We start from the raw sequence: 20447 nt of genomic DNA on the forward strand, positions 1-20447 counted from the left end.
CTTATTTATTTTTTTCAATTAATTCAAGCGGTGAATCTACTTTTGCTTGAACGTCTTTTAAATTAAAGAAATCATAGGCCGTTTGCAAGGCAAGACGTCCCATTTCAGTTGGTTTTTGAGCGACGGTCGCATCTAATTTCCCTGATTTAATCGCTTTTAAGCCATCTTCCGTTCCATCAAAACCAATCACTTTAATCTCTTTTTTACCTGCTGCTTCAATGGCTTCAATTGCTCCTAGCGCCATTTCATCATTTTGAGCAAAAATAGCCGTTACTTCAGGATTTGATTGGAGCATATTTTCCATAACCGTTAATCCTTTTGCTCGGTCAAAGTTGGCTGTTTGTTTGGCAACAACGGTTAAATGTTCTTTTGCATAATCTTCAAATCCTTTACCGCGCTCTCTGGTAGCCGAAGCTCCTGGCACGCCCTGCAATTCTCCAACTAATGCCTTTTTTCCACTCACTCTTTCAAGATACTCTCCAGCCATCTTTCCGCCTTCACTATTATTCGAAGCCACAAGACTTAACAACTTGCCTGATTCACTGCTTCGATCAATAGCAATGACAGGAATATTGGCTTGATTCGCAGATTCAACGGCAGGAGCGATTGCAAAAGAATCTACGGGATTAATCAAAAGGACATCTACATTTTGTTGAATCAAATCGGTGATATCGTTACTTTGTTTAACTGAGTCATCTTGCGCATCGACTATTTTTACTGTCGTATCATGTTCCTTTGCCAAGTCACTAATCCCTTCTTTAACAGAGACGAAGAATGGATTATTCAAAGTTGATAAAGAAACGCCCACAACCAATTGATTTTCAGCTTTTTTTTCAGGTTTAAGCTCCTTCACATTTTCGCCTTCTAATGTCGCTATTTTACAACCTGACAAAACCAGCATACTGACAAGGAATAATGCGATTGTTTTTTTCATTTGTTATCCCTCCGTTATTTTTTCTTTCTATCCAATAAAACAGCGATAATAATCACAATACCTTTAACAATTTGTTGGTAAAAGCTAGAAACACCTAGCAAGTTTAATCCATTATTTAAGGTTCCAATAATCAATGCACCAATCAATGTCCCAAAAATACGTCCCTTCCCACCAGAAAGACTCGTTCCTCCTAATACCACTGCAGCAATTGCATCCATTTCATACGCTTGTCCTGCTGTAGGTTGGGCTGAGTTTAAGCGTGAAGTGATAATAATTCCGGCAACTGAAGCCATCATTCCTGATAATGCATAGATCAATGTTTTAACTTTATCAATCTTAATTCCTGCAATATAAGAAGCTTTTTCATTTCCCCCAATTGCGTAAGTTTTACGTCCAAATGTCATTTTGTGTAATAAAACATATAATAAAACAAAAGCCATTACCATTAAAATAACTGGAACCGGTATATTGAATAAATAGCCACGTCCAACAAATTTGAAAATAAAGCTATCGCCAATTCCCGTAATCGGGTTTCCGTCGGTATAGACTAGTGTTGCCCCACGGTAAATCGTCATTGTTGCTAACGTTGCAATAAAAGGTGCCATTTTGCCTTTAGTAATTAACAAGCCATTGACTGCACCTAAAACGCCACCGATGACCACACCAATAATCATTGCTAAAATTGGATCTAAACCGCTTGCAATCATTCCAGCCACTAATGCTCCACTTAATGCTAATGTTGACCCAACAGATAAATCAATCCCTCCTGTCAAAATAACAAAGGTCATCCCGAAGGCAATCAATGCATTTACCGATACTTGTCGTAATAAATTCAACAAGTTAATGGGTGCTATAAAATTTGGATTTAAAATGGTAACTATGACCATTAAAACAAGTAGTGCAAGAACTGGGCCTAATTTTCCTAACAACTCTTTTAACTGATTTTTTTTCATTGAATTTTCCATTTTAATAGCCTCCAGTTGCAAGTTTCATAATATTTTCTTGAGTGGCTTCTGATTTTGGGTATTCTCCGGCAATTTTTCCTTCATGAATCACAATAATCCGATCACTTACACCAAGTATTTCAGGTAAATCACTGGACACCATCACAATGGCAACACCACGTTCTGCTAGTTCATTCATTAACTGATAAATCTCACGTTTAGCTCCCACATCCACGCCACGAGTAGGTTCATCTAAAATCAATATTTTAGGACCAATGCCAATCCATTTTGCTAAAACAACTTTTTGTTGATTCCCACCAGATAAACTTCCTACAGATATGTCTTTATTTTGTGCTTTTACCGTTAAACGCTTCATTAGTAACTCTGCAAATTCATCTTCAGCTTTTTCGTCAATAATTCCCTTCACCGTAAAGCCGTCAATACTTGGTAAACTAATATTGTCTTCTATTGAAAAATCTAAAATTAACCCTTCTGATTTACGATCTTCTGTTAAAAAGCCAACCCCATTTAAAATAGCCGTGCTTGGATTTTTCAATACAACTTCTTTTTTCTCAATGTAAATTTTTCCTGAGTCGATGGGATCAATCCCAAATATAGCTCGCATAATTTCGGTTCGTCCTGCTCCCATTAAACCAGAAAACCCTACTATTTCACCTGAGCGAACAGCAAAAGAAACTTGATTGAATTTTCCTTTACTAGAAATATTTTTGACTTCAAATCGAACTTCGCCAATTCGTGCAGTTTTTTTTGGATAATAGTCACTTAACTCACGACCAACCATTTTGCGTACCACATCGTCAACGTCTGTTTCTGCCACTTTCATTGTGCCAACTGTCAATCCATCTCGCATAACTGTGATGCGATCACTAATTTGAAAAATTTCTTCCATTCTATGAGAAATATAAACAATTGCGACATTTTTTTGTTTTAGTAGCTCAATAATTTTAAATAAAGCAAGAATCTCTCGTTCCGTTAAAGCAGCAGTTGGCTCATCCATAATGAGTACTTTAGCATCTGTCATTAAGGCCTTAGCAATTTCAATCATTTGCTGTTGACCGACAGATAAATCGCTGACATTCGCTGACAAATCTAATTCGATGGTTAATTCTTCAAAAATAGATTTTGCTAACGCTTCCATTTTTTTGTTTTGAATGATTCCAAATTTATTTTTTAATTCTTTTCCAATAAAAAGATTTTCTAAAACGGTCATCTCTGACCATGTGTTCATCTCTTGATGGATAAAACTAATGCCGTATTCCTCTGCTTCTTTAGGATTACTAAAGTAACGCTCCTTGCCATCTATAAAAATAGTGCCTTGATCTTTTTTATGCAGTCCTGTTAGAATATTCATTAATGTGGATTTCCCTGCACCATTTTCTCCCATCAGCGCATGGACTTCTCCGCCAACACAGTCAAAATCAACGTTGACAAGTACCTTATTTTCTCCAAATGCTTTTGATATTCCTTGTAATAAAATATTCATTCTGATTCCTCCTAAAAAATAACCCCAGCTTCTAGTATGATATTGGAATATGGTGTGGCTTCACCAGTTCTGATAATGACTTTTGCTTCTTTAGTTTGTTCTTTAAAAGCTTCATGGCTTACAAATGTCAGTGGTCGGTCTAACATTAAAGCATGGATCGACTTTAACTGTGGCACATTCATTTGTTGAATCTCATCTGCTAAAATAGCTGATTCCACCTCCATTTCTTGAAGAAGAAGCGCCAATATTTTTTGAAAAGGAGGATCTTGTAGACTAAGAGCTAAGTCTATTTTAGCAACCCCTTTAGGAATCGGAAGTCCTGCATCGGCAATCACAATTTGATCGGTATGTCCTAAATCGGCTAATACTTTGGCAATCTCGCTATTTAAAATCCCATTCTTTTTCATAGTGATCACTTCCTTTCAACTCTTCTAGAGTAGGCATTCCACCTTGTGCACCAAATTTTTGAATTGATAAAGAGGCAGCTAAATTTCCAAAGCGAATGCTTTCTTTGAGAGACAATTGATTCATCAATCCCACCACAAATGCTCCGTTGAAAGTATCTCCAGCACCAGTTGTGTCTGTTGGATTAACTTGATATCCTGAAATAATCAGTTGTTCTTGACCATTGTGGTATACAACCCCTTTACTCCCTAATGTAACTAGTAATTTATTGGGGTACATCGCTAAGCCAGATTCAAGCGAATGATTAGGAAACAACAACTCAAATTCATGTTCATTAGGTGTAAGGTAGGTTACTTTATCGATTGTTTTTTTAGCAATTTGACGCGCTGGAGCCGGGTTTAAAACGGTTTGAATCCCATGTTCAAAACAATAATCAATAATGATTTCTACTGTTTCACTTGGAATTTCTTGTTGTAATATAACAAAATCTTCCTTATTTAAGGTTGTTAGTAACGGCTTAATCTTTTTTTTATTTATCGCGTTATTAGCTCCTGGTATCACTATAATACTATTATCCCCTTCAGATAGTGTAATGTGAGCTGATCCTGTCCCTATATGTGGAACCCGTTCCACATTTGTTACATCAATCTTTTCTTTTGATAAATTCTCGATAATTTCATCCCCATAAAAATCCTTGCCAACAGCTCCAATCATTTTTACCTTTGCTCCTAATCTTACCGCAGCAACAGCTTGATTGGCGCCTTTTCCTCCAAAGGTTGTTTGAAAATCTTGGCCTATTAAGGTCTCACCTTTTTTAGGGCGCTTTTCAGTTTTTACAACAAAATCTGTTGATGCACTTCCAATCACAATAATTTGGTTCATGATTACTCCTTCTTTCTTAAAGTTTCTCTTTGTTTTAATAGAACGGGTAGTTGAATTATTTTTTTATCAATAGGTTGGTTTTCCATGATGCGACATAATAATTCTGCTCCTTTATACCCCATCTCATAGGCTGGCTGAGCTATCGTCGCTAAACTAGGATAGACCATTTGACTAAATGGAATGTCATCATATCCAATGATTTGAAGCTCTTCTGGAACCTTAATTCCTCGACGTAAGGCTTCTTTTAAAATAGCTAACCCGTGTACGTCATTTGAAGCAATTACGCTATCCACTTTTGGAAACTGTTCAAATAATTCTAAGGAAGCTTTCTTTGCTGAATCAAATTGAAAAGAATCCGTTTGAAGCAGCTGATACGTTAAGTTTTCCTCTTTAAAAACAGAGACACTACCTTTTAAACGTTCCACAGAACCTTTAATTGATTTTGGTCCTACTAACAAAACAATTTCTTTTGGGCTTCCCTCAGCAATCGTTTTAGCTGCAAGTATTCCACCTTCAAAATCATTGCCATGAACGGCGTATTCTTTTTTTGTTGCCACGCGATCTAGTAAAACAAAAGGGATTTCTTTTAAATTACTGGTTCCACCATCCACAGCAGATAGTATTCCAGCAACATTGTTTTGCATAAATGCTTTTAAATAATCTTGCTCTTTTGCCATATCTTCTTGTACATTTCCTAGAATTAAATGATAACCTGCTTCATTCATTTTATCCTCTACCCCTTTTGCTAATAGAGGAAAAAAAGGATTGGAAATATCAGGCAACAGTAAACCTACTAATTTCGATTTTTTTTGATAGAGAGACCGAGCCACTTCGCTTGGATGAAAATCCAATTTTTTGATGGCTTTTTCAATTTTTTGTGCAGAGTCAACACCTACATAGCCACTTTGATTGATGGCTCTTGATACTGTCGCAACAGAGACACCTGCTAATTTAGCAACATCTTTAATGGTTGTCATTCAATGGATTCTCCTTCCTACCAAACATGTAACCGATTACACAACTATAGTAACACGCATATTTTTGATTAGCAAGTTTTTTTATAAAATCAATCTTGTAATTTAACACCAATCAGTTTATTAATCACTTGGCAAGGATAAGACCGCGTCGTTAGCAATGGGCCTGCTTCAAAATAACAATCTATTAATTGATCGACGGCAATTTCTTCTATCTCTTCTAAATAATCTATAGGAATCGTCAATCTTACACTTCCTTCATTGTTCTCATCTACAATACTTTTATGATAAAAATTAACACGCATTTTCATTACTTCTTCGTTTATTGATTCAATTTTTCGTATTTTAAAAGTGGCAGTTGAAAATTGGCTCACATTTAAATCTGTTTTCAAAATAAAACAACTCCTAACATTGCATTCCAAATCTTTTTAAGTATAACATCTCTAATGACACTACCTTACCAATTTAAGAAAATCTTGAGGTAAATTTAATACTTTAAATTAAAAAAAAATTAAATTTTTCCGGTTTTATTAACTTCTTATGTGAAAAACGCTATCAATGTTTATTTTACTATTCAATTATTGAAATTTTAGAGTATAATCTTACTTTATAGAACGCTTAAATTTGATAAAGCTAAATTGTTAGAATATTTCAAATTCAAGCGATATTGGAGGATGAATTCAAGTGAAAAAAGAAAAGACCTTCTTTGGTCAACCAAGAGGATTATCCACTCTCTTCTTTACTGAAATGTGGGAACGATTTAGTTATTATGGCATGCGCGCAATTTTAATCTATTATATTTACGATACTGTTGCAAATGGTGGACTAGGTTTTTCTCAAACACTAGCTGCTTCGATTATGGCCATTTATGGGTCGTTAGTTTATATGTCCAGTGTAATTGGAGGTTGGGTAAGTGATCGGCTTCTAGGTAGCCGTAAAACCATCTTCTATGGTGGTGTGTTAATTATGGTTGGTCATATTGTCTTAGCAACGCCATTTGGTGCCGGTGCTTTGTTTGCCTCAATAGCCATTATTGTTCTTGGAACCGGAATGTTAAAACCAAATGTTTCAGAAATTGTTGGAGGTCTTTACGATAAAAAAGACAATCGCCGCGATGCAGGTTTTAGTATCTTTGTAATGGGAATCAATATTGGGTCATTTTTAGCTCCTTATATTGTAGGAACAATCGGTCAAACTTATAATTATCATCTTGGTTTTTCCATTGCTGCAGTCGGAATGTTTGTAGGATTAATTCAATTCCATTTCCAAGGGAAAAAATATCTTGGTGAGTTAGGAATGAAACCAACAAATCCTATCAATGAAAACGAAAAGAAACAACTTTTAAAAAATCTTATTATTGGTGCAATTGTTGTAGTTGCAGTCTTTCTTATAGCGTTCTTAATGGGACAACTTACAATTGAATTCGTTATTTTATTACTAAGTATTATGGGTGTTGCTTTACCTGTCTTTTACTTTACGAAGATGATTCGTAGTAAAGATGTTGACGATACAGAGCGTTCAAGAATTTGGGCTTATATCCCACTTTTCATTGCCAGTATTTTCTTTTGGTCAATTGAAGAACAAGGCTCAGTTATTTTAGCAATTTATGCAGATAAACGTACGAACTTAGACTTTATGGGTGTTCACTTAATGTCAAGCTGGTTCCAATCGTTAAATCCATTATTTGTTATTTTAATGTCACCTATCTTCGCATGGTTATGGACTAAGTTGGGTAGACGTCAACCTTCTACTACAATTAAATTTTCAGTAGGGATTGTTTTTGCCGGACTTTCATTCGTCGTTATGGTGATTCCTGCCATGATGCATGGCGTTGATACACGTGTAAATCCAATGTGGTTAGTTTTAAGCTTCTTCTTAGTTATTATCGGGGAAATGTGCCTTTCTCCTGTCGGTTTAAGTGTTACTACTAAATTAGCTCCTCGTGCTTTCCAATCTCAAATGATGAGCATGTGGTTCCTTGGAGATGCTGCAGCTCAAGCAATTAATGCTCAAATCGTTTCATTATATAATCCAAACAATGAAATTGTCTACTTTGCAGCTGTTGGTGGCTTTACTGTAGTAGTTGGATTATTGCTATCCTTTATGAATCCAAGAATTAAAACGTTAATGCGTGGTTTAAATTAAACAAAAAGAGATCCTTTAAAAGGATCTTTTTTTTATGCTAGCTAATAAGTTAACCATAATTTAATTATGTAATCATTACAAAGTAACAGTTCCGTTAATAAAAGATTAAAGTTTTGACCATTCGACCTTTTTACTTTTAGAGCATGTTATAGTTAACAAAAATAGCTATAGAAAGTCAGGAATAAATATGTCGCCTAATAGAAAATGGATTAAATTTGGTTTGCTCGTAACAACGTTCATCATTGGAATTTTATTTATTAATGAGCGTTACATTAAAGCCGATCAAAAGAACGACACGATTGGAAATCAATCACCTCATCAAACAGAGAAAAAAGCTTTGTCTGTTCCAATAAAAGAATCTTCTCAACTTGATGTCCCTTTATTGTACCAATTTGATGAACCTAGTCTTTATAACGGATGTGAAGTTACTTCGTTAGCAATGATTTTAAATTATTACGATATTGAAGTGACAAAAAATGAATTGGCTGATGAAATAAAAACAGTTCCTTTATTAAATGAGGACGACGAATATGGGAACCCTCACAAGGGCTTTGTTGGAAGCATTAGTGGTGAAGAACCTGGTTTAGGCGTCTACCATGAGCCAATTGTAAAACTTGCGCAAAAATATGTTTCAAAAAATAAAGTAATTGATCTTACTGGCAGTGATTTTAACGAAGTTCTTGCAGCCTTATCAAGTGGTCACCCTGTTTGGACGATTACTACTGCTACTTTTAGCCCAGTTGATGATTTTGTAACATGGGATACAACTGACGGTGAAATAGATGTTACTTATAGTATGCACAGCGTTGCAATTACTGGTTATGATAGTGAAATGGTCTATTTTAATGATCCATATGGCGAAAAAGATTCTTCAATGGATCGCGATACATTTGAAGAGACCTATGAACAAATGGGCAGCCAAGCTGTTTACTTTAATCTATAAACAAAAAAGCTAAAATCAACCTAGTTGATTTTAGCTTTTTTTATTTATTCAGTTTTTATTCATTGGTAAGATTATCAATTGTTCTTTCCTTACTATGAATCGTCAAACTGGAAATCAGCAAATTTAAACGCTAGCGTTCATCTGAAAAACTTCTCCAATTGATAACAAACAAATATAGCTTTTTTTGACGGGTTTTCCTAAAATTGAGGATAATGCTTCCTGATACAAATTTAATTGACCTCGATATTTTTGAATAATTTTTTCAGTTCCATTTTTAGGAACATAATCTGTTTTAAAATCATACAATATAATATAGTCATCAAATTCAATAAACCCATCTACGATTCCGTGAATTAAAATTTTATCTTCTGTCTGCTCAGCCATATCATGGAAAATATCTTCCGCCCTCATTAATAATGAAAAAGGTTGCTCTCGACGCACTAACGAATGATAGTTAACTAATTGATTCCCTAGTTCCGTTTCGAAAAATTGCAGCATCTGATTGAGTGATAGTTTTTTTTCAATTTGAGGAGTCACTAACTCTTCTTCAACTAACTTTTTGATTAATTTTTCCAGTGATTGAAAAGTTGGTTTTTCTTTTAAATCAATTGATTGCATGACCAAATGAGTCGCTGTTCCAATTTCTGCAGCTGTTGGTTCAGTTAATTCTTGCATAAATTTAGGGCGAGCTAATTTTTGTTCAACAAATCGATTTCTTGGTTGATTGATATCAATTTTTACCATCCGTGTATCTTCTGGTTCTTCAAATAGACGTTTGATTTCTGAAACCGATTGATAACTTGTTGTTCGTGTTGCCCCCTCGTAAGGATAGGTGAAATCCATTAATTGGATTGCTTTTTGAAGTTTTTGATTCGCTTCAACTTCTTGAACATCATAGGTTTGTTCAGCTAACTCAACTAAAATATTTCGTTCTGTTTGACTTGTAACCAGCTTCATTGACTCTTGTATTTCCTCTTCATTTTTGAATTCAATCGAAAAAGAGGCTGGATGTTGACAAATTTCACCAATTGGAGCAATTTCTGTCACATAATCGTTTTGACTACTTGGATGACGAACAAGCGTTGAACCAATCCATTTCATCATATGACTGGCTGTTAATCGCATATCACTTGGTAAAACAACTTCTTTATGGTTGCTAACGCTTCCCCATTCCTTCCAAGCAGCTTCTTGACTCTCATAAGAACCTACTAGAAATAATTTTTCTTCAGCTCTTGTTAAGGCTACATATAACTTACGCATTTCTTCTGCTAAAAGTTTTTTCTTTTTCTCTATTTTCAAAGCGATTTCTGGTAAGGTTCGATAGGTAATTCGCTTTTCTAAATCTTTATAATTCGTTCCCACACCATATTCCTCATTGAATACATATGCGCTTCTTGTATCTTGTAAATTAAATCGTTTTGTTAAGTCTAAGATAAATACAACGGGAAATTCTAAACCTTTACTTGCATGAATCGTCATCACGCGAACTGCTTTTTCATCCGGTGCAACGGCAGTCGGCTCTGCTAAATCTTTATCTTTTTCTTGCATTTTTTCAATAAAACGGACAAATTGAAAGAGACCTTTAAAACTACTTGCCTCATAACGACTTGCGCGCTCATACAAAGCATGAAGATTGGCTTGTCTTTGTTTTCCGGCACTCATCCCACCAACGTAATCTAAAAAGCCAGTTTCTTCATAAATACGCCAAATTAAGCGAACCAATTCTTCTCGTCTCGCCATCTCTCGCCAGCTTAGCAATTGGCTACGAAACTTCGCAATTTTTTCATAAAGTGCAGTCGTAAAATGACTAGCTTTATCTCGACCTTCGTACTGATGATAAAAAGATTCTAATGCTTCATAATATTCTCCTGTTTTCTTAGTAATCCGGATGGATGCCAATTCATTTTCATCTAAACCCACAATTGGTGATCTTAAAACAGCCGCTAATGGAATATCTTGATAAGGATTGTCAATCACTTTTAGTAAAGACATCATAATTTTGATTTCAGTCGTTTGAAAATAATTTTGTGTATCATTGACATGAATAGGAATCTCCAAACGCTTAAAAATATCTAGTAATACTAAATTATTTTTTTTTGTCGGAGTTAGTAGTACAATATCTTGATAGTGAATTGGACGATTTTGTTTTAACTCTTTATCATAGATTGGAAATTCACTGGCAATTAATTGCTGAATTTTTTGCCCAACCATTAATAATTCCCCTTCTGTTTTATCATCAATTCGCATATTCCATTCAAGAGATTCAACTTCTGTTTCCTCTTCTTCTGATACACTCGTACCTTTTTCATAAATTAATATTTCCGGTTGATGAAGAGTACTTTCTGGAAAATTAGGAAAGCCGTGAATCAATTTTGCAGCTTCATCGTAAGCCATTTGACCAACGGTTTTATCCATTAATTGTTGGAAAATTAAATTGGTAAAGTGCAATACTTCTCCTCGTGAACGGAAATTTTCTGCCAGAATAATCCGCTCTCCATTTCGATGTTCCCCAAACTGTTCATATTTAGTTAAAAACAAGGATGGATCTGCTAAACGGAAGGAATAAATCGATTGTTTAACGTCTCCTACCATAAATAAATTGCCCTTTTCTTCCTCACCGTGCTTCGTCAACCAATAAACAATGCTTTCTTGTAGCTTATTGACATCTTGATATTCATCTACTAAGACTTCTTGAAATTTTTCACGGTAATAATCAGAAGCCGTTGTTCCTAACCACTGTTCATCCGTATATGTCGCTAAAATTTGATGTGTTAAATGCTCCAAATCATTGAAATCCAGTACGTTTCGTCTCGCTTTCTCCTTACGATAGGCATCTGTAAAGCGTTGGGTTACTCGTGCCATTTCATCAACTAACGGTGCTGCACTTGCCATAATCTCTAACATATTAATCGGTTTTGTGTAAAAATAGCTATCTTTTAATTCACCAAACCTTTTTTTATATTGATCCCGTAACATTTTTATCTCTTTTCCAGCTTCTTTAACCGCTTCATCCGCCGATTTTTTAACGGTAGGAATACGACCAAAACTAAAGTCAGAGATAAATTGAAACGCAGCATTATAGTTATTGGTATCAACTAATTCAACTAACTCTTCAAAAAAGACTGCTTCACTTGCTACTAAGTCGTAATGTTTTTTTAATTCTTCCGTTCCATCGGCTAAAACAACGGCCGAACGGCTTACTTGAATCAAGCTTTTAAGAATTTCAAGAATTTGTGGTTTTAGTAATTCTAAAAAAAGTTTAGATTTTCCGATGTCAGTTGAAGTGATGCGATACAAATCAGATAATTGAGTTAACCATAAAGCTGGGTTTGGATTTGCTCTTGAAAATTCATATAAAGAAAAAATCAACTTTGTTAACCCATCATCATTTCGATCTCCAGAATAATTCGCTGTTAGCTCATAAAAAGCATTTTTTTCTTCTCCATAAAGTTCTTCTCTAAGTTCTTCCCAAACATCTTCCTTCAATAACAACATTTCTGTTTCATCCGTTAGCAAACGAAACACCGGATCTAAATCAATTAGATAGTAATAACGTCTAATCACTTGTAGACAAAAAGCATGTAGTGTGCTGATAGAAGCCTGTGAAAGTAAGGAAACCTGTTTAACCAAGTGACGTTTTGATTCCGCTTCCCCTTCTTGTGTAATGGCTTTTTGAATCGCTACTTGAATACGTTCTTTCATTTCTCTTGCAGCACTTTCCGTATAGGTAACAATTAAAAGTTCATCTACATTCACTCCACTTTTAATTTTTTCAATTACTCGTTGCACTAAGACAGTGGTTTTTCCTGAGCCAGCAGAAGCCGAAACTAAAATATTGTGTCCCTCTTCATAGACAGCTTGCCATTGGCCATCGGTAAAACGACTATTAAGTGGCTTAACAGGTAAATTATGACTCATCTTTTTCACCTTCTTCTTTTAACATTCGCTCTAAAACATCTTTTTGACTTAGAGGATCGACACGGTGGTAGTTATTTTCTGGCAACATCACATCAAATTCACAAATCGAACGGAACGGGCACATCCCACATGCAATTCGTTGTTTGTCTTTGTAATAGGGATTTAAATCCGTATCTCCACTAATAATTTTATCTCCTGCTTTTTTAAACAAACGATTATTATGATTTCTTAAAGCTGCCATTTCATCATTCGTTACGAACTTCGCTGATTTTAAGGTTTCATCTTTTAATTCTCGGTAAGGATAAACAAGAGAGCTATTCGTTGGTTCTAATGATTGATCTAATTTTCGCAACATCGGATCATCTTCTAATAAAATCCCATCTAGCTTAAAGTTTTTTAAAAGAGAATCCTGATAATGCTCTTCATCGCTTGCGTCTTCATCATTAATAAAAGGATTTTTTACATGTAAATAAAAAGCACCGGCTGGTTTTGCTTCATGACCGACTAAACTCACTGAATTCATTAATGCAGTATCTAAATACGTAATCATTTGCATTGCTAAACCATAATACGCATCACGGTAATCAAATGTGTGTGCACTTGATTTATAATCAACAATGCTTAAATAATGACTTCCATCGACTTCCATTCCATCAACTCGATCAATTTTCCCACGTACATGAAGTTTCCCATCATTTTTTAGTGGTATTTCTAATCCTTCAATTCCTTTTTGACTGGCAATCTGACCAAATAAAACTTCCGTTTCAATTGTAGACATACCGGTCTTTCGACTTTGATTGGATAATGCCCACGCTACTCGTTGAATCGTTTGGCTTAGTTGGTATCGAATGTAATTCATTCGGTTAGAAACAGTTAAAATCGAAAATTTTGGTTTTCCATAAATCACTTGCAACACATCATCGGTAACTTTACTTAGGGTTTCTTCTGTTAATTCACTTAACAATATGTTTTGACTATGAAGGGATTTAAAAAGTTGGTCTAACGCATCATGGAAAAATTCCCCAGTACCTGCTGGCGAGAGTCCGAAGACTTCACGTTCTTTTAAACCTAATCCGTAGGTGACAAAATGTTTATAGTGACAAGAATAAAAATTTTCCATTCGTGAAACAGATGTATAGAGCTCTTTTCCGTATAACTCCGAGACAATTTCTGGCTTTAACGGTTTAGGAACATTTTTATACGTTAAACTTTTTAAAACTTGTTTGGTTAGCTCTTTCATTCCTCCAGATCCCGTTAAATATTGATAGATGCCATACCAAAAATGATTTAAAGGGCTATTTTCTTCTTGAGATTTTCTTAAAACAACTAACAACTGACTTAAGGTACTTCTTTTTGAACCAATAAACGCTAAAGCTTCCTCTTGCTCTTCTAAAATAGTTGTACTATCTTCTACTTTAGTTTGAATTGGAATGTCTAGGCCTGTGACAATTCGTTGAATATAAGAAGACAGTTGCGCACTCTGTTTTGAATCGTCATTTTTTGAATAAGAAAAAATCAAGCGCTCTGTTGATGAAAGAAAGGCAAGATAAGCTTGCAGCGGTTCTGTTGCTGTTAAAGACTCAACCGATGGTGCTAAAAATTTATCTTCTGGTAAAAATTCAGAAAAATAAGTGCGATCTTCTTGCGTCAAAACACTTTTGTTCTCAATTTTTGCTGGTAAATTCGTATCTGTCATTCCTAAAATAAAGGTGATTTTGGTTGCATTTCTTCTGGTTGTATCAAAAGGAGAGAACATGATTTGGTCAATTGTAGGGGGGACTAAATGATAACTTGCTCCCTCAAATCCTGCAATTAAAATGTCATTAAAGGCATCTAAATCGACAGATTCAGTACCTAAAATTTCAACGTATTCATCTAATAATTGTAGTAAAACATCCCATGTTTGCTCATGCTGTTTGGCTACTTCTAAATTATTTTTTTCAATTTCTTGGTCACGCCAAAAAGAGAGCTGTTGGCTAACGCCACTTTTTTCTAAAAATTCATAAAGCTCTTTAGCAAAGCTTAAGCCATTCGTTGCTTGATCCAATTTTTTAAAAAACGGCAATAAGGTTTTTTGTAAAAAATCTCTGACTTCATTGGCAATGCCTTCAATTCGTTGATCTTCCGTCGTTTGTCCTGCTGTTTCTTCTTGTACAAAGCGACTATAATGCCATGGTTTTTTTTGCGTCCAATAAAAACCTTCGTAACCATACATTAAAACCACATTTTCAGTAATATCAATCTTATTTCGAAAGTTGTTTATGTGGTTTTGTTTCATCAATACCCTAGTTGTACGGTCCACTGATTCTTCTACTTGTTGAAGTGGCAACAATAGTTCGGTTCGAAGTAAACGCATCACGTCTTGGTATCGCCAATTATTTTTCTTAATTGCTAGCATGGCTACTAAAAATTCAGCTAAAGGGTGATGACTCATCACCGCTGCATCATCCGTAAATACTTCTAATTCATTTTCTTTAAAAATAGGTTCCAAAATAGATTGGTATTCACTCATATCTCTAGCCAATACTAATATATCCTGATAACGATATTCTTTTGAAGCAATCAAGCGACGGATTTCTTTAGCAACATGTGTCACTTCAACTTGCTTGTTACTTGCTTGCCAAACCTCCACACAATTAGACATTGGAATTCGTTCTTGTTTTTTTCGGTAATCTATCGGTAAGAGTTTACTTGTTTCAACCCAAAAATCTTCTAATTGATTGATTTCTTCACTGTAACGGGCATCTGACTCTTTTAAAATCTTATCGTGTTCTACTTGAATCCCATCTCCTCTGGCTGCTTGATAAAGTTGATAGTAAGTTTCTCCCGTTGCTTGAAAAAGTTCAAACATAGACGGTTTTTCAGTTGGATAACCTTTATCTAAAGTCAAAGCGATGGTCACTTTTTTAGAAGCTTTCATTAAAGCTACTATTAATGCTTGCTCTTGAGCATTAAATCTTGTATAGCCATCAATATAAATGGTTGTATTTGATAAATCAACAGTTTCAATTTTAGTCGCTAAAGCCGTTAAAATATCTTCTTTTTCCAAGTATTTTCCCAATAGAGCATTCTCAAAAGCATGATACAGTAACACAATATCCTGCAATTTTAATTTTAAATCCGCTTCTTTTGGTGAATCTCCTTGCTGTTTTAACAACTCTTGTAAATCAGATTCCGTAATTTTTCCACTTCGTAATTCCAAAAATAATTCAGTTAATTTTTCTACAAAACCACTTTTTTTGACTTCTCCACGATAAATGGTTAACTCATTTTCATATTGCAACAATAACTTTCGGACAAGCATCGTTAATCCTGTATTTGTCAATTGAGGCTTGTGGTACAGAGATGAGTCTTGTAAAAAATACCAGGCTAAACGTCTAAAACTAAAAACTTGTAAATTCATCATTCCTATTAATTTTTGATTTTGAAAATTAGGCATTTTACCTAATCCTTCAAGTACAGACATTTCTGTTTGAAAAGACATATGCTCTGGAATTAAATAAAATAGCTTAGCTGTGGAATCCTCTGTTAAAGTTTGACCAATTTCATCTAATAAATAGTTTTGTTTAGCTGTATTTCCTCTTCCCAAAACAAATTGCAAACGCATCGTGATGGTCACATCCTTTCTTTAAAAATGTCCTATCTAAAAAAGAGGATAAAAGGAAATTAGTCACTCGTTTCCTTTTATCCTAAACAAATTCTACGTCTTTAACTCAATCAGTAATCCACTTAATTTTGTCACAGTTCGCCAGTTGCGAATGGTTGCTTGTTCTTTTTTTAAATATGGTGTTAATTGTTTTAACAAGGGCGAAGACAACTGATTGCCATAAATTTGAATAACTAAACAATTTTTGATCATTTCCCATTGTTCATTTGGAAAGTTAAAATTGACTAACTCACTCGTAACGAAAGCTGATTTTTTATAAACAATAAGAATTTCTTTCTGTTCTTGTAATTCTGCTTTAAAAAGGGAACATTTTTCTAAATTCTGAATAAATGTTTCTCCCGTTATTACAATAACTGGAATAGGAAAATCAACAATTGTTTTTAATTTTTCTTCAATTTTTGTAGCAATTAAATTTACATCTTGTGGCGCGCCTTTCATCACTGCGTTACCGCTACGTAAAACTGTTTTCACAGATTGGAACCCCAGCATTTCAAGGATCTTTTTTAAATCGCTCATTTTAAGCTGATGAGCTTTCCCGACATTGATTCCTCGTAATAAAACGACATAATTCTCCAAAAAAACACATCCTTAAACTCAATCAAAAGCCCTTATCTAAAAATTGGACGGTTAAATAAAAAATAAAGCATACCTAACATTAGGACTAACCCTAATAAATAAATAACTTTAAATTTTGTCACTCGGATTTTATGATGGAAGAGAACCATTCCTAAAATACCGCCTAAACCGCCGCCTAAAATACCAAATGAAAGCAATGTTTTTTCAGGAATACGCCACATTTTTTTCTTTGCACGGTATTTATCAATGCCCATTAAAACAAATAAAATTGCATTGACCGATCCAAAATAGAGAAGTGCGATTAAACGATCTTCCATCATCATTGGGCATTTAACTTAGCGATTTCAACAATTACATTTGTCGCTTTCTCCATGCTTTCAACCGCAACAAATTCATATCGGCCGTGGAAATTTTCGCCACCTGCAAAAATATTTGGTGTTGGCAGTCCCATAAAGGATAATTTTGACCCATCTGTTCCACCACGAATAGGTTCAATAATTGGTTTAATAGAAAGATTTTCCATTGCTGTTTTCGCTAAAGTAACAATCGATAAATCTTTTTCAATAATATCTTTCATATTATAATACTGATCTTTTAACTCTACTGTTACACGTTCTGTCTTGTACTTCTCATTTAGTTTCGCTGCTATTTTTTGAATCATTTCTTTACGAGCTATAAATTTATCATGATCGTGGTCACGAATAATGTAGACCATTTTGGCCTCTTCAACTTCCCCATTTAAATCATACAGATGATAGAAACCTTCACTCCCATCCGTTTGTTCAGGAACTTCATTTTGTGGTAACGCTGCATCAAATTCTAATGCAATTTTTAATGCATTAACCATTGTGTTTTTAGCTGTTCCTGGATGAACATTTTTACCTTGAATCTTCACAATTGCTTGTGCAGCATTAAAACTTTCATATTCCAATTCACCAACTGGACCGCCATCCATCGTATACGCAAAGTCTGCATTAAAACCAGCAACATCAAAACGATCTGCTCCAATACCTATTTCTTCATCTGGACCAAAAGCCACGCGAATTGTACCATGTGGAATTGAAGGATCCTTGATTAAAATTTCCATTGCTGTCATAATTTCAGCAATACCTGCTTTATCATCAGCGCCTAGTAGGGTTGTTCCATCTGTTGTAATCAATGTTTGACCAAGATAATTTTTTAAATTAGGAAAATCAACTGGCGAAAGAACAATGTTTTCAACCTCATTTAAAATAATTTCAGAACCGTCGTAATTTTCATGAAATTGTGGCGAAACATTTTCAGCATTAAAGTCTGCTGTATCCATATGAGCAATAAATCCAATGGTTGGGACTTCTTTTTCGCTATTACTTGGAAGTGTCGCTGTTACAAAACCATTTTGCTCATTGTAAGCAACATCACTCATGCCAAGTTCTTTTAACTCTTTTGCTAAAACTTTTGCAAATTCTACTTGTGTTTGAGTTGAAGGGACAGTTGAACTTGTTTCATCTGAACGAGTTTCGGTTTGAACATAACTTATAAAACGTGGCACTAAATTTTTATACATAAGAAAACTTCCTCTCAAATTTGGTTTATTTAAAACGGTACGGATCGGTATTTAAGTTGGATTGAATAATTTCGATTTCCCAGGATTCGCTAACTTTCCATTGAGTAAATAGATCAGCTAATCCTTCTTTACAAATGCTTTCAATATGATGTCCTGGATCAATCACTGTCAAACCATCAGCTAACATATCATGAGCAGTATGGTAATAAACATCTCCCGTAATATAAACATCTGCTTGTTTTTTTAAAGCGCTTGGATAGTACTTGCCTGCGTCTCCTCCACAAATAGCCACCCGTTGAATCATTTTTGAAGGATCTGTCGTAACAAGTCGTAACCCCTCTAATTGAAAAATAGCTTTTACTTTTTCTGAAAAATCATTCACTGAAATAGGTTCTGGTAAATCTCCAACTCTTCCTAATCCATAGGCATCTACAAAATTTTCAATTGTATACAAATCATATCCTGGTTCTTCGTATGGATGGCTCTCAAATAAAGCTCGTTCAATTTTAGCTGTTTTATGTTCAGGAAAAATCACTTCAATTCGAGCTTCTTCAACTTCTTCCGTTTGATTTAACGTTCCAATTGTCGGCATTGCACCATTAATGGGTGTAAATCTTCCAGTTCCTTCAAGTGTATAGCTACAATTTTCGTAATTAGGACCAATTTTCCCTGCTCCTGCTTTAGTTAAAGCCACTCGTACTTTTTCTTCATCCGACTTAGGAACATAAACAGCTAATTTTTTATAACCTGTTTGATTGGTAATATGCATAATTTCTGTATTTTTAATTCCAATTGCTTGTCCCAACCAGTCATTTAATCCATTTGTTGCTACATCTAGATTGGTATGAGCGCCATATACTGCGATATTGTGTTTCAATAAATCTGCATACATTTTATTTTGGGGATTGTCTGTAATTAAATTTTTAGCTGCTCTGAACATAATGGGGTGATGAGCAAAAATCAAATCAACCCCTTTTTCAATAGCTTCTTCAACTACTTCTGGGCGGATGTCTAACGTCACCAGTATTTTTTTGATTGGCTTATCTAACGTTCCAATTTGTAACCCTACCGGATCTCCAGCTTCAGCTAATTCCATAGGTGCAAATTCTTCAAATTTTGCTATAAATTCTTTTCCCGTCACTATGCTCATTGGATCAACTCCTCGATTTCTTTGATTTCTCTTTCGACTTGCTGAATTTTTTCACTTTGGTCCGTTGATGATTTTTTTAAACTTGCTAAAATTGTCCGACTCTTCTTTAATTCACTCTTCCATTTTTCAATAAAAATAGCTGAAGGAGTATTTTTTAAAAAGACACCGTATTTTAAATCTTGATTACTATAATTCTGTTTTTTTTCACTTTTTTCAGCAACAATAATTTCATATTTTTTTTGATCTTCTTCAATTAACTCTTCAGCAATAATTTGATAACTATGATGCATCAACCAGTTTCTTAGAGTGTATTCCCCAATATTCGGTTGTAAAATTAAGCGTTCTTTTCCTGAAAGTTGGTTTTTTTGAACTCCATTTTCTAAAATAGAGGCAATTAATGAGCCTCCCATTCCACAAATGGTAATAGCCGTAATTTCATCTTCTATCGTTAATACGTCTAAGCCATTCCCTAAGCGTACATCTATTTTATTTGTTAAATTTAATCGTTCTACTTGATCTTTGGCTGTTTGAAACGGTCCGATTACAACTTCTCCGGCAATGGCAAACTCAATCTGTTGATTTAAAGTCAATGCGCAAGGTAAATAGGCATGATCCGAACCAATATCTGCTAATCTCGCTTTTTTAGGTACATAAGAAGCGGCTTTTGCTAACCGCATCGATAATTGTTTTTCATCCATAAATTCGCTATCATTCCTTTCAGGCTTCTTTTCCATTATACAACAAATTGACTTATTTTTCTTCTAGTTTAAGTGAGAAGTTTTTGCAAGAAATAAAGAATTGGTCTCATTTTTCTCTACGCGTCTTTAATGAGATCTTTCAACGGGTATGTTTTAATGCT

General features: G+C 34.7%; 16 protein-coding genes. 2 read left to right on the plus strand and 14 right to left on the minus strand.

The annotated features are described in order from the left end of the window. Position 1 precedes the first annotated feature (1 nt). The 7 genes from BR52_RS04885 to BR52_RS04915 all read right to left on the minus strand — a co-directional run bounded on the left by BR52_RS04885 (position 2) and on the right by BR52_RS04915 (position 6035). Positions 2-934, minus strand: coding sequence for a D-ribose ABC transporter substrate-binding protein (locus BR52_RS04885; RefSeq protein WP_034569787.1), 933 nt, complete (start codon positions 932-934; stop codon positions 2-4). 14 nt (positions 935-948) lie between these two features. Beyond that, complete coding sequence (locus BR52_RS04890; RefSeq protein ID WP_034569789.1) at positions 949-1899, minus strand: ABC transporter permease subunit; 951 nt, start codon at positions 1897-1899, stop codon at positions 949-951. Between the two features lies 1 nt (position 1900). Further along, entirely contained in the window at positions 1901-3382 is a 1482-nt protein-coding gene (locus BR52_RS04895) for a sugar ABC transporter ATP-binding protein (protein ID WP_034569792.1), read from the minus strand. Positions 3383-3393: 11 nt separating this feature from the next. Then, complete coding sequence (rbsD, locus tag BR52_RS04900; RefSeq protein WP_034569795.1) at positions 3394-3789, minus strand: D-ribose pyranase; 396 nt, start codon at positions 3787-3789, stop codon at positions 3394-3396. Next, positions 3764-4669 (minus strand): ribokinase, encoded by a 906-nt coding sequence (gene rbsK / locus BR52_RS04905; protein WP_034569797.1) that lies wholly within the window; start codon positions 4667-4669, stop codon positions 3764-3766. Before rbsK ends, rbsD begins: the two co-directional genes overlap by 26 nt. A gap of 2 nt (positions 4670-4671) precedes the next feature. Further along, positions 4672-5646, minus strand: coding sequence for a LacI family DNA-binding transcriptional regulator (locus BR52_RS04910; RefSeq protein WP_034569801.1), 975 nt, complete (start codon positions 5644-5646; stop codon positions 4672-4674). Positions 5647-5735: 89 nt separating this feature from the next. Next, a complete protein-coding gene (locus BR52_RS04915; protein WP_034569804.1) occupies positions 5736-6035 on the minus strand; it encodes a hypothetical protein in 300 nt (99 codons plus the stop codon). Between the two features lie 286 nt (positions 6036-6321). Between BR52_RS04915 and BR52_RS04920 the strand changes: the two genes are divergently transcribed. Together BR52_RS04920 and BR52_RS04925 are read left to right on the plus strand one after the other, a co-directional pair. After that, positions 6322-7788 (plus strand): peptide MFS transporter, encoded by a 1467-nt coding sequence (locus BR52_RS04920; RefSeq protein WP_436627660.1) that lies wholly within the window; start codon positions 6322-6324, stop codon positions 7786-7788. A gap of 187 nt (positions 7789-7975) precedes the next feature. Then, positions 7976-8731: a C39 family peptidase gene (locus BR52_RS04925; RefSeq protein ID WP_034569809.1), complete on the plus strand. Its 756-nt coding sequence runs from the start codon at positions 7976-7978 to the stop codon at positions 8729-8731. 123 nt (positions 8732-8854) lie between these two features. Here the strand turns inward: BR52_RS04925 and addA are convergent, their stop codons facing one another. The 7 genes from addA to BR52_RS04960 form a co-directional block, all read right to left on the minus strand. Continuing rightward, positions 8855-12649: a helicase-exonuclease AddAB subunit AddA gene (addA, locus tag BR52_RS04930; protein WP_034569812.1), complete on the minus strand. Its 3795-nt coding sequence runs from the start codon at positions 12647-12649 to the stop codon at positions 8855-8857. Further along, positions 12639-16256, minus strand: coding sequence for a helicase-exonuclease AddAB subunit AddB (gene addB, locus BR52_RS04935; RefSeq protein ID WP_034569814.1), 3618 nt, complete (start codon positions 16254-16256; stop codon positions 12639-12641). Before addB ends, addA begins: the two co-directional genes overlap by 11 nt. 93 nt (positions 16257-16349) lie before the next feature. Beyond that, the gene (locus tag BR52_RS04940) at positions 16350-16892 is read right to left on the minus strand and encodes a DUF1697 domain-containing protein (RefSeq protein ID WP_034569816.1); all 543 of its coding nucleotides are present in this window, start codon (positions 16890-16892) and stop codon (positions 16350-16352) included. A gap of 32 nt (positions 16893-16924) precedes the next feature. Further along, entirely contained in the window at positions 16925-17215 is a 291-nt protein-coding gene (locus BR52_RS04945; RefSeq protein WP_366945580.1) for a DUF1294 domain-containing protein, read from the minus strand. Continuing rightward, entirely contained in the window at positions 17212-18438 is a 1227-nt protein-coding gene (gene pepT / locus BR52_RS04950) for a peptidase T (protein ID WP_034569819.1), read from the minus strand. The genes BR52_RS04945 and pepT overlap by 4 nt, the downstream gene beginning before the upstream one ends. Positions 18439-18463: 25 nt before the next feature. Continuing rightward, positions 18464-19588 (minus strand): Nif3-like dinuclear metal center hexameric protein, encoded by a 1125-nt coding sequence (locus BR52_RS04955; protein ID WP_034569822.1) that lies wholly within the window; start codon positions 19586-19588, stop codon positions 18464-18466. Next, a complete protein-coding gene (locus BR52_RS04960; RefSeq protein WP_034569826.1) occupies positions 19585-20286 on the minus strand; it encodes a tRNA (adenine(22)-N(1))-methyltransferase in 702 nt (233 codons plus the stop codon). The genes BR52_RS04955 and BR52_RS04960 overlap by 4 nt, the downstream gene beginning before the upstream one ends. Positions 20287-20447: the final 161 nt, after the last annotated feature.

Origin of the sequence: Carnobacterium divergens DSM 20623 (assembly GCF_000744255.1) — a bacterium.
GTDB lineage: Bacteria > Bacillota > Bacilli > Lactobacillales > Carnobacteriaceae > Carnobacterium > Carnobacterium divergens.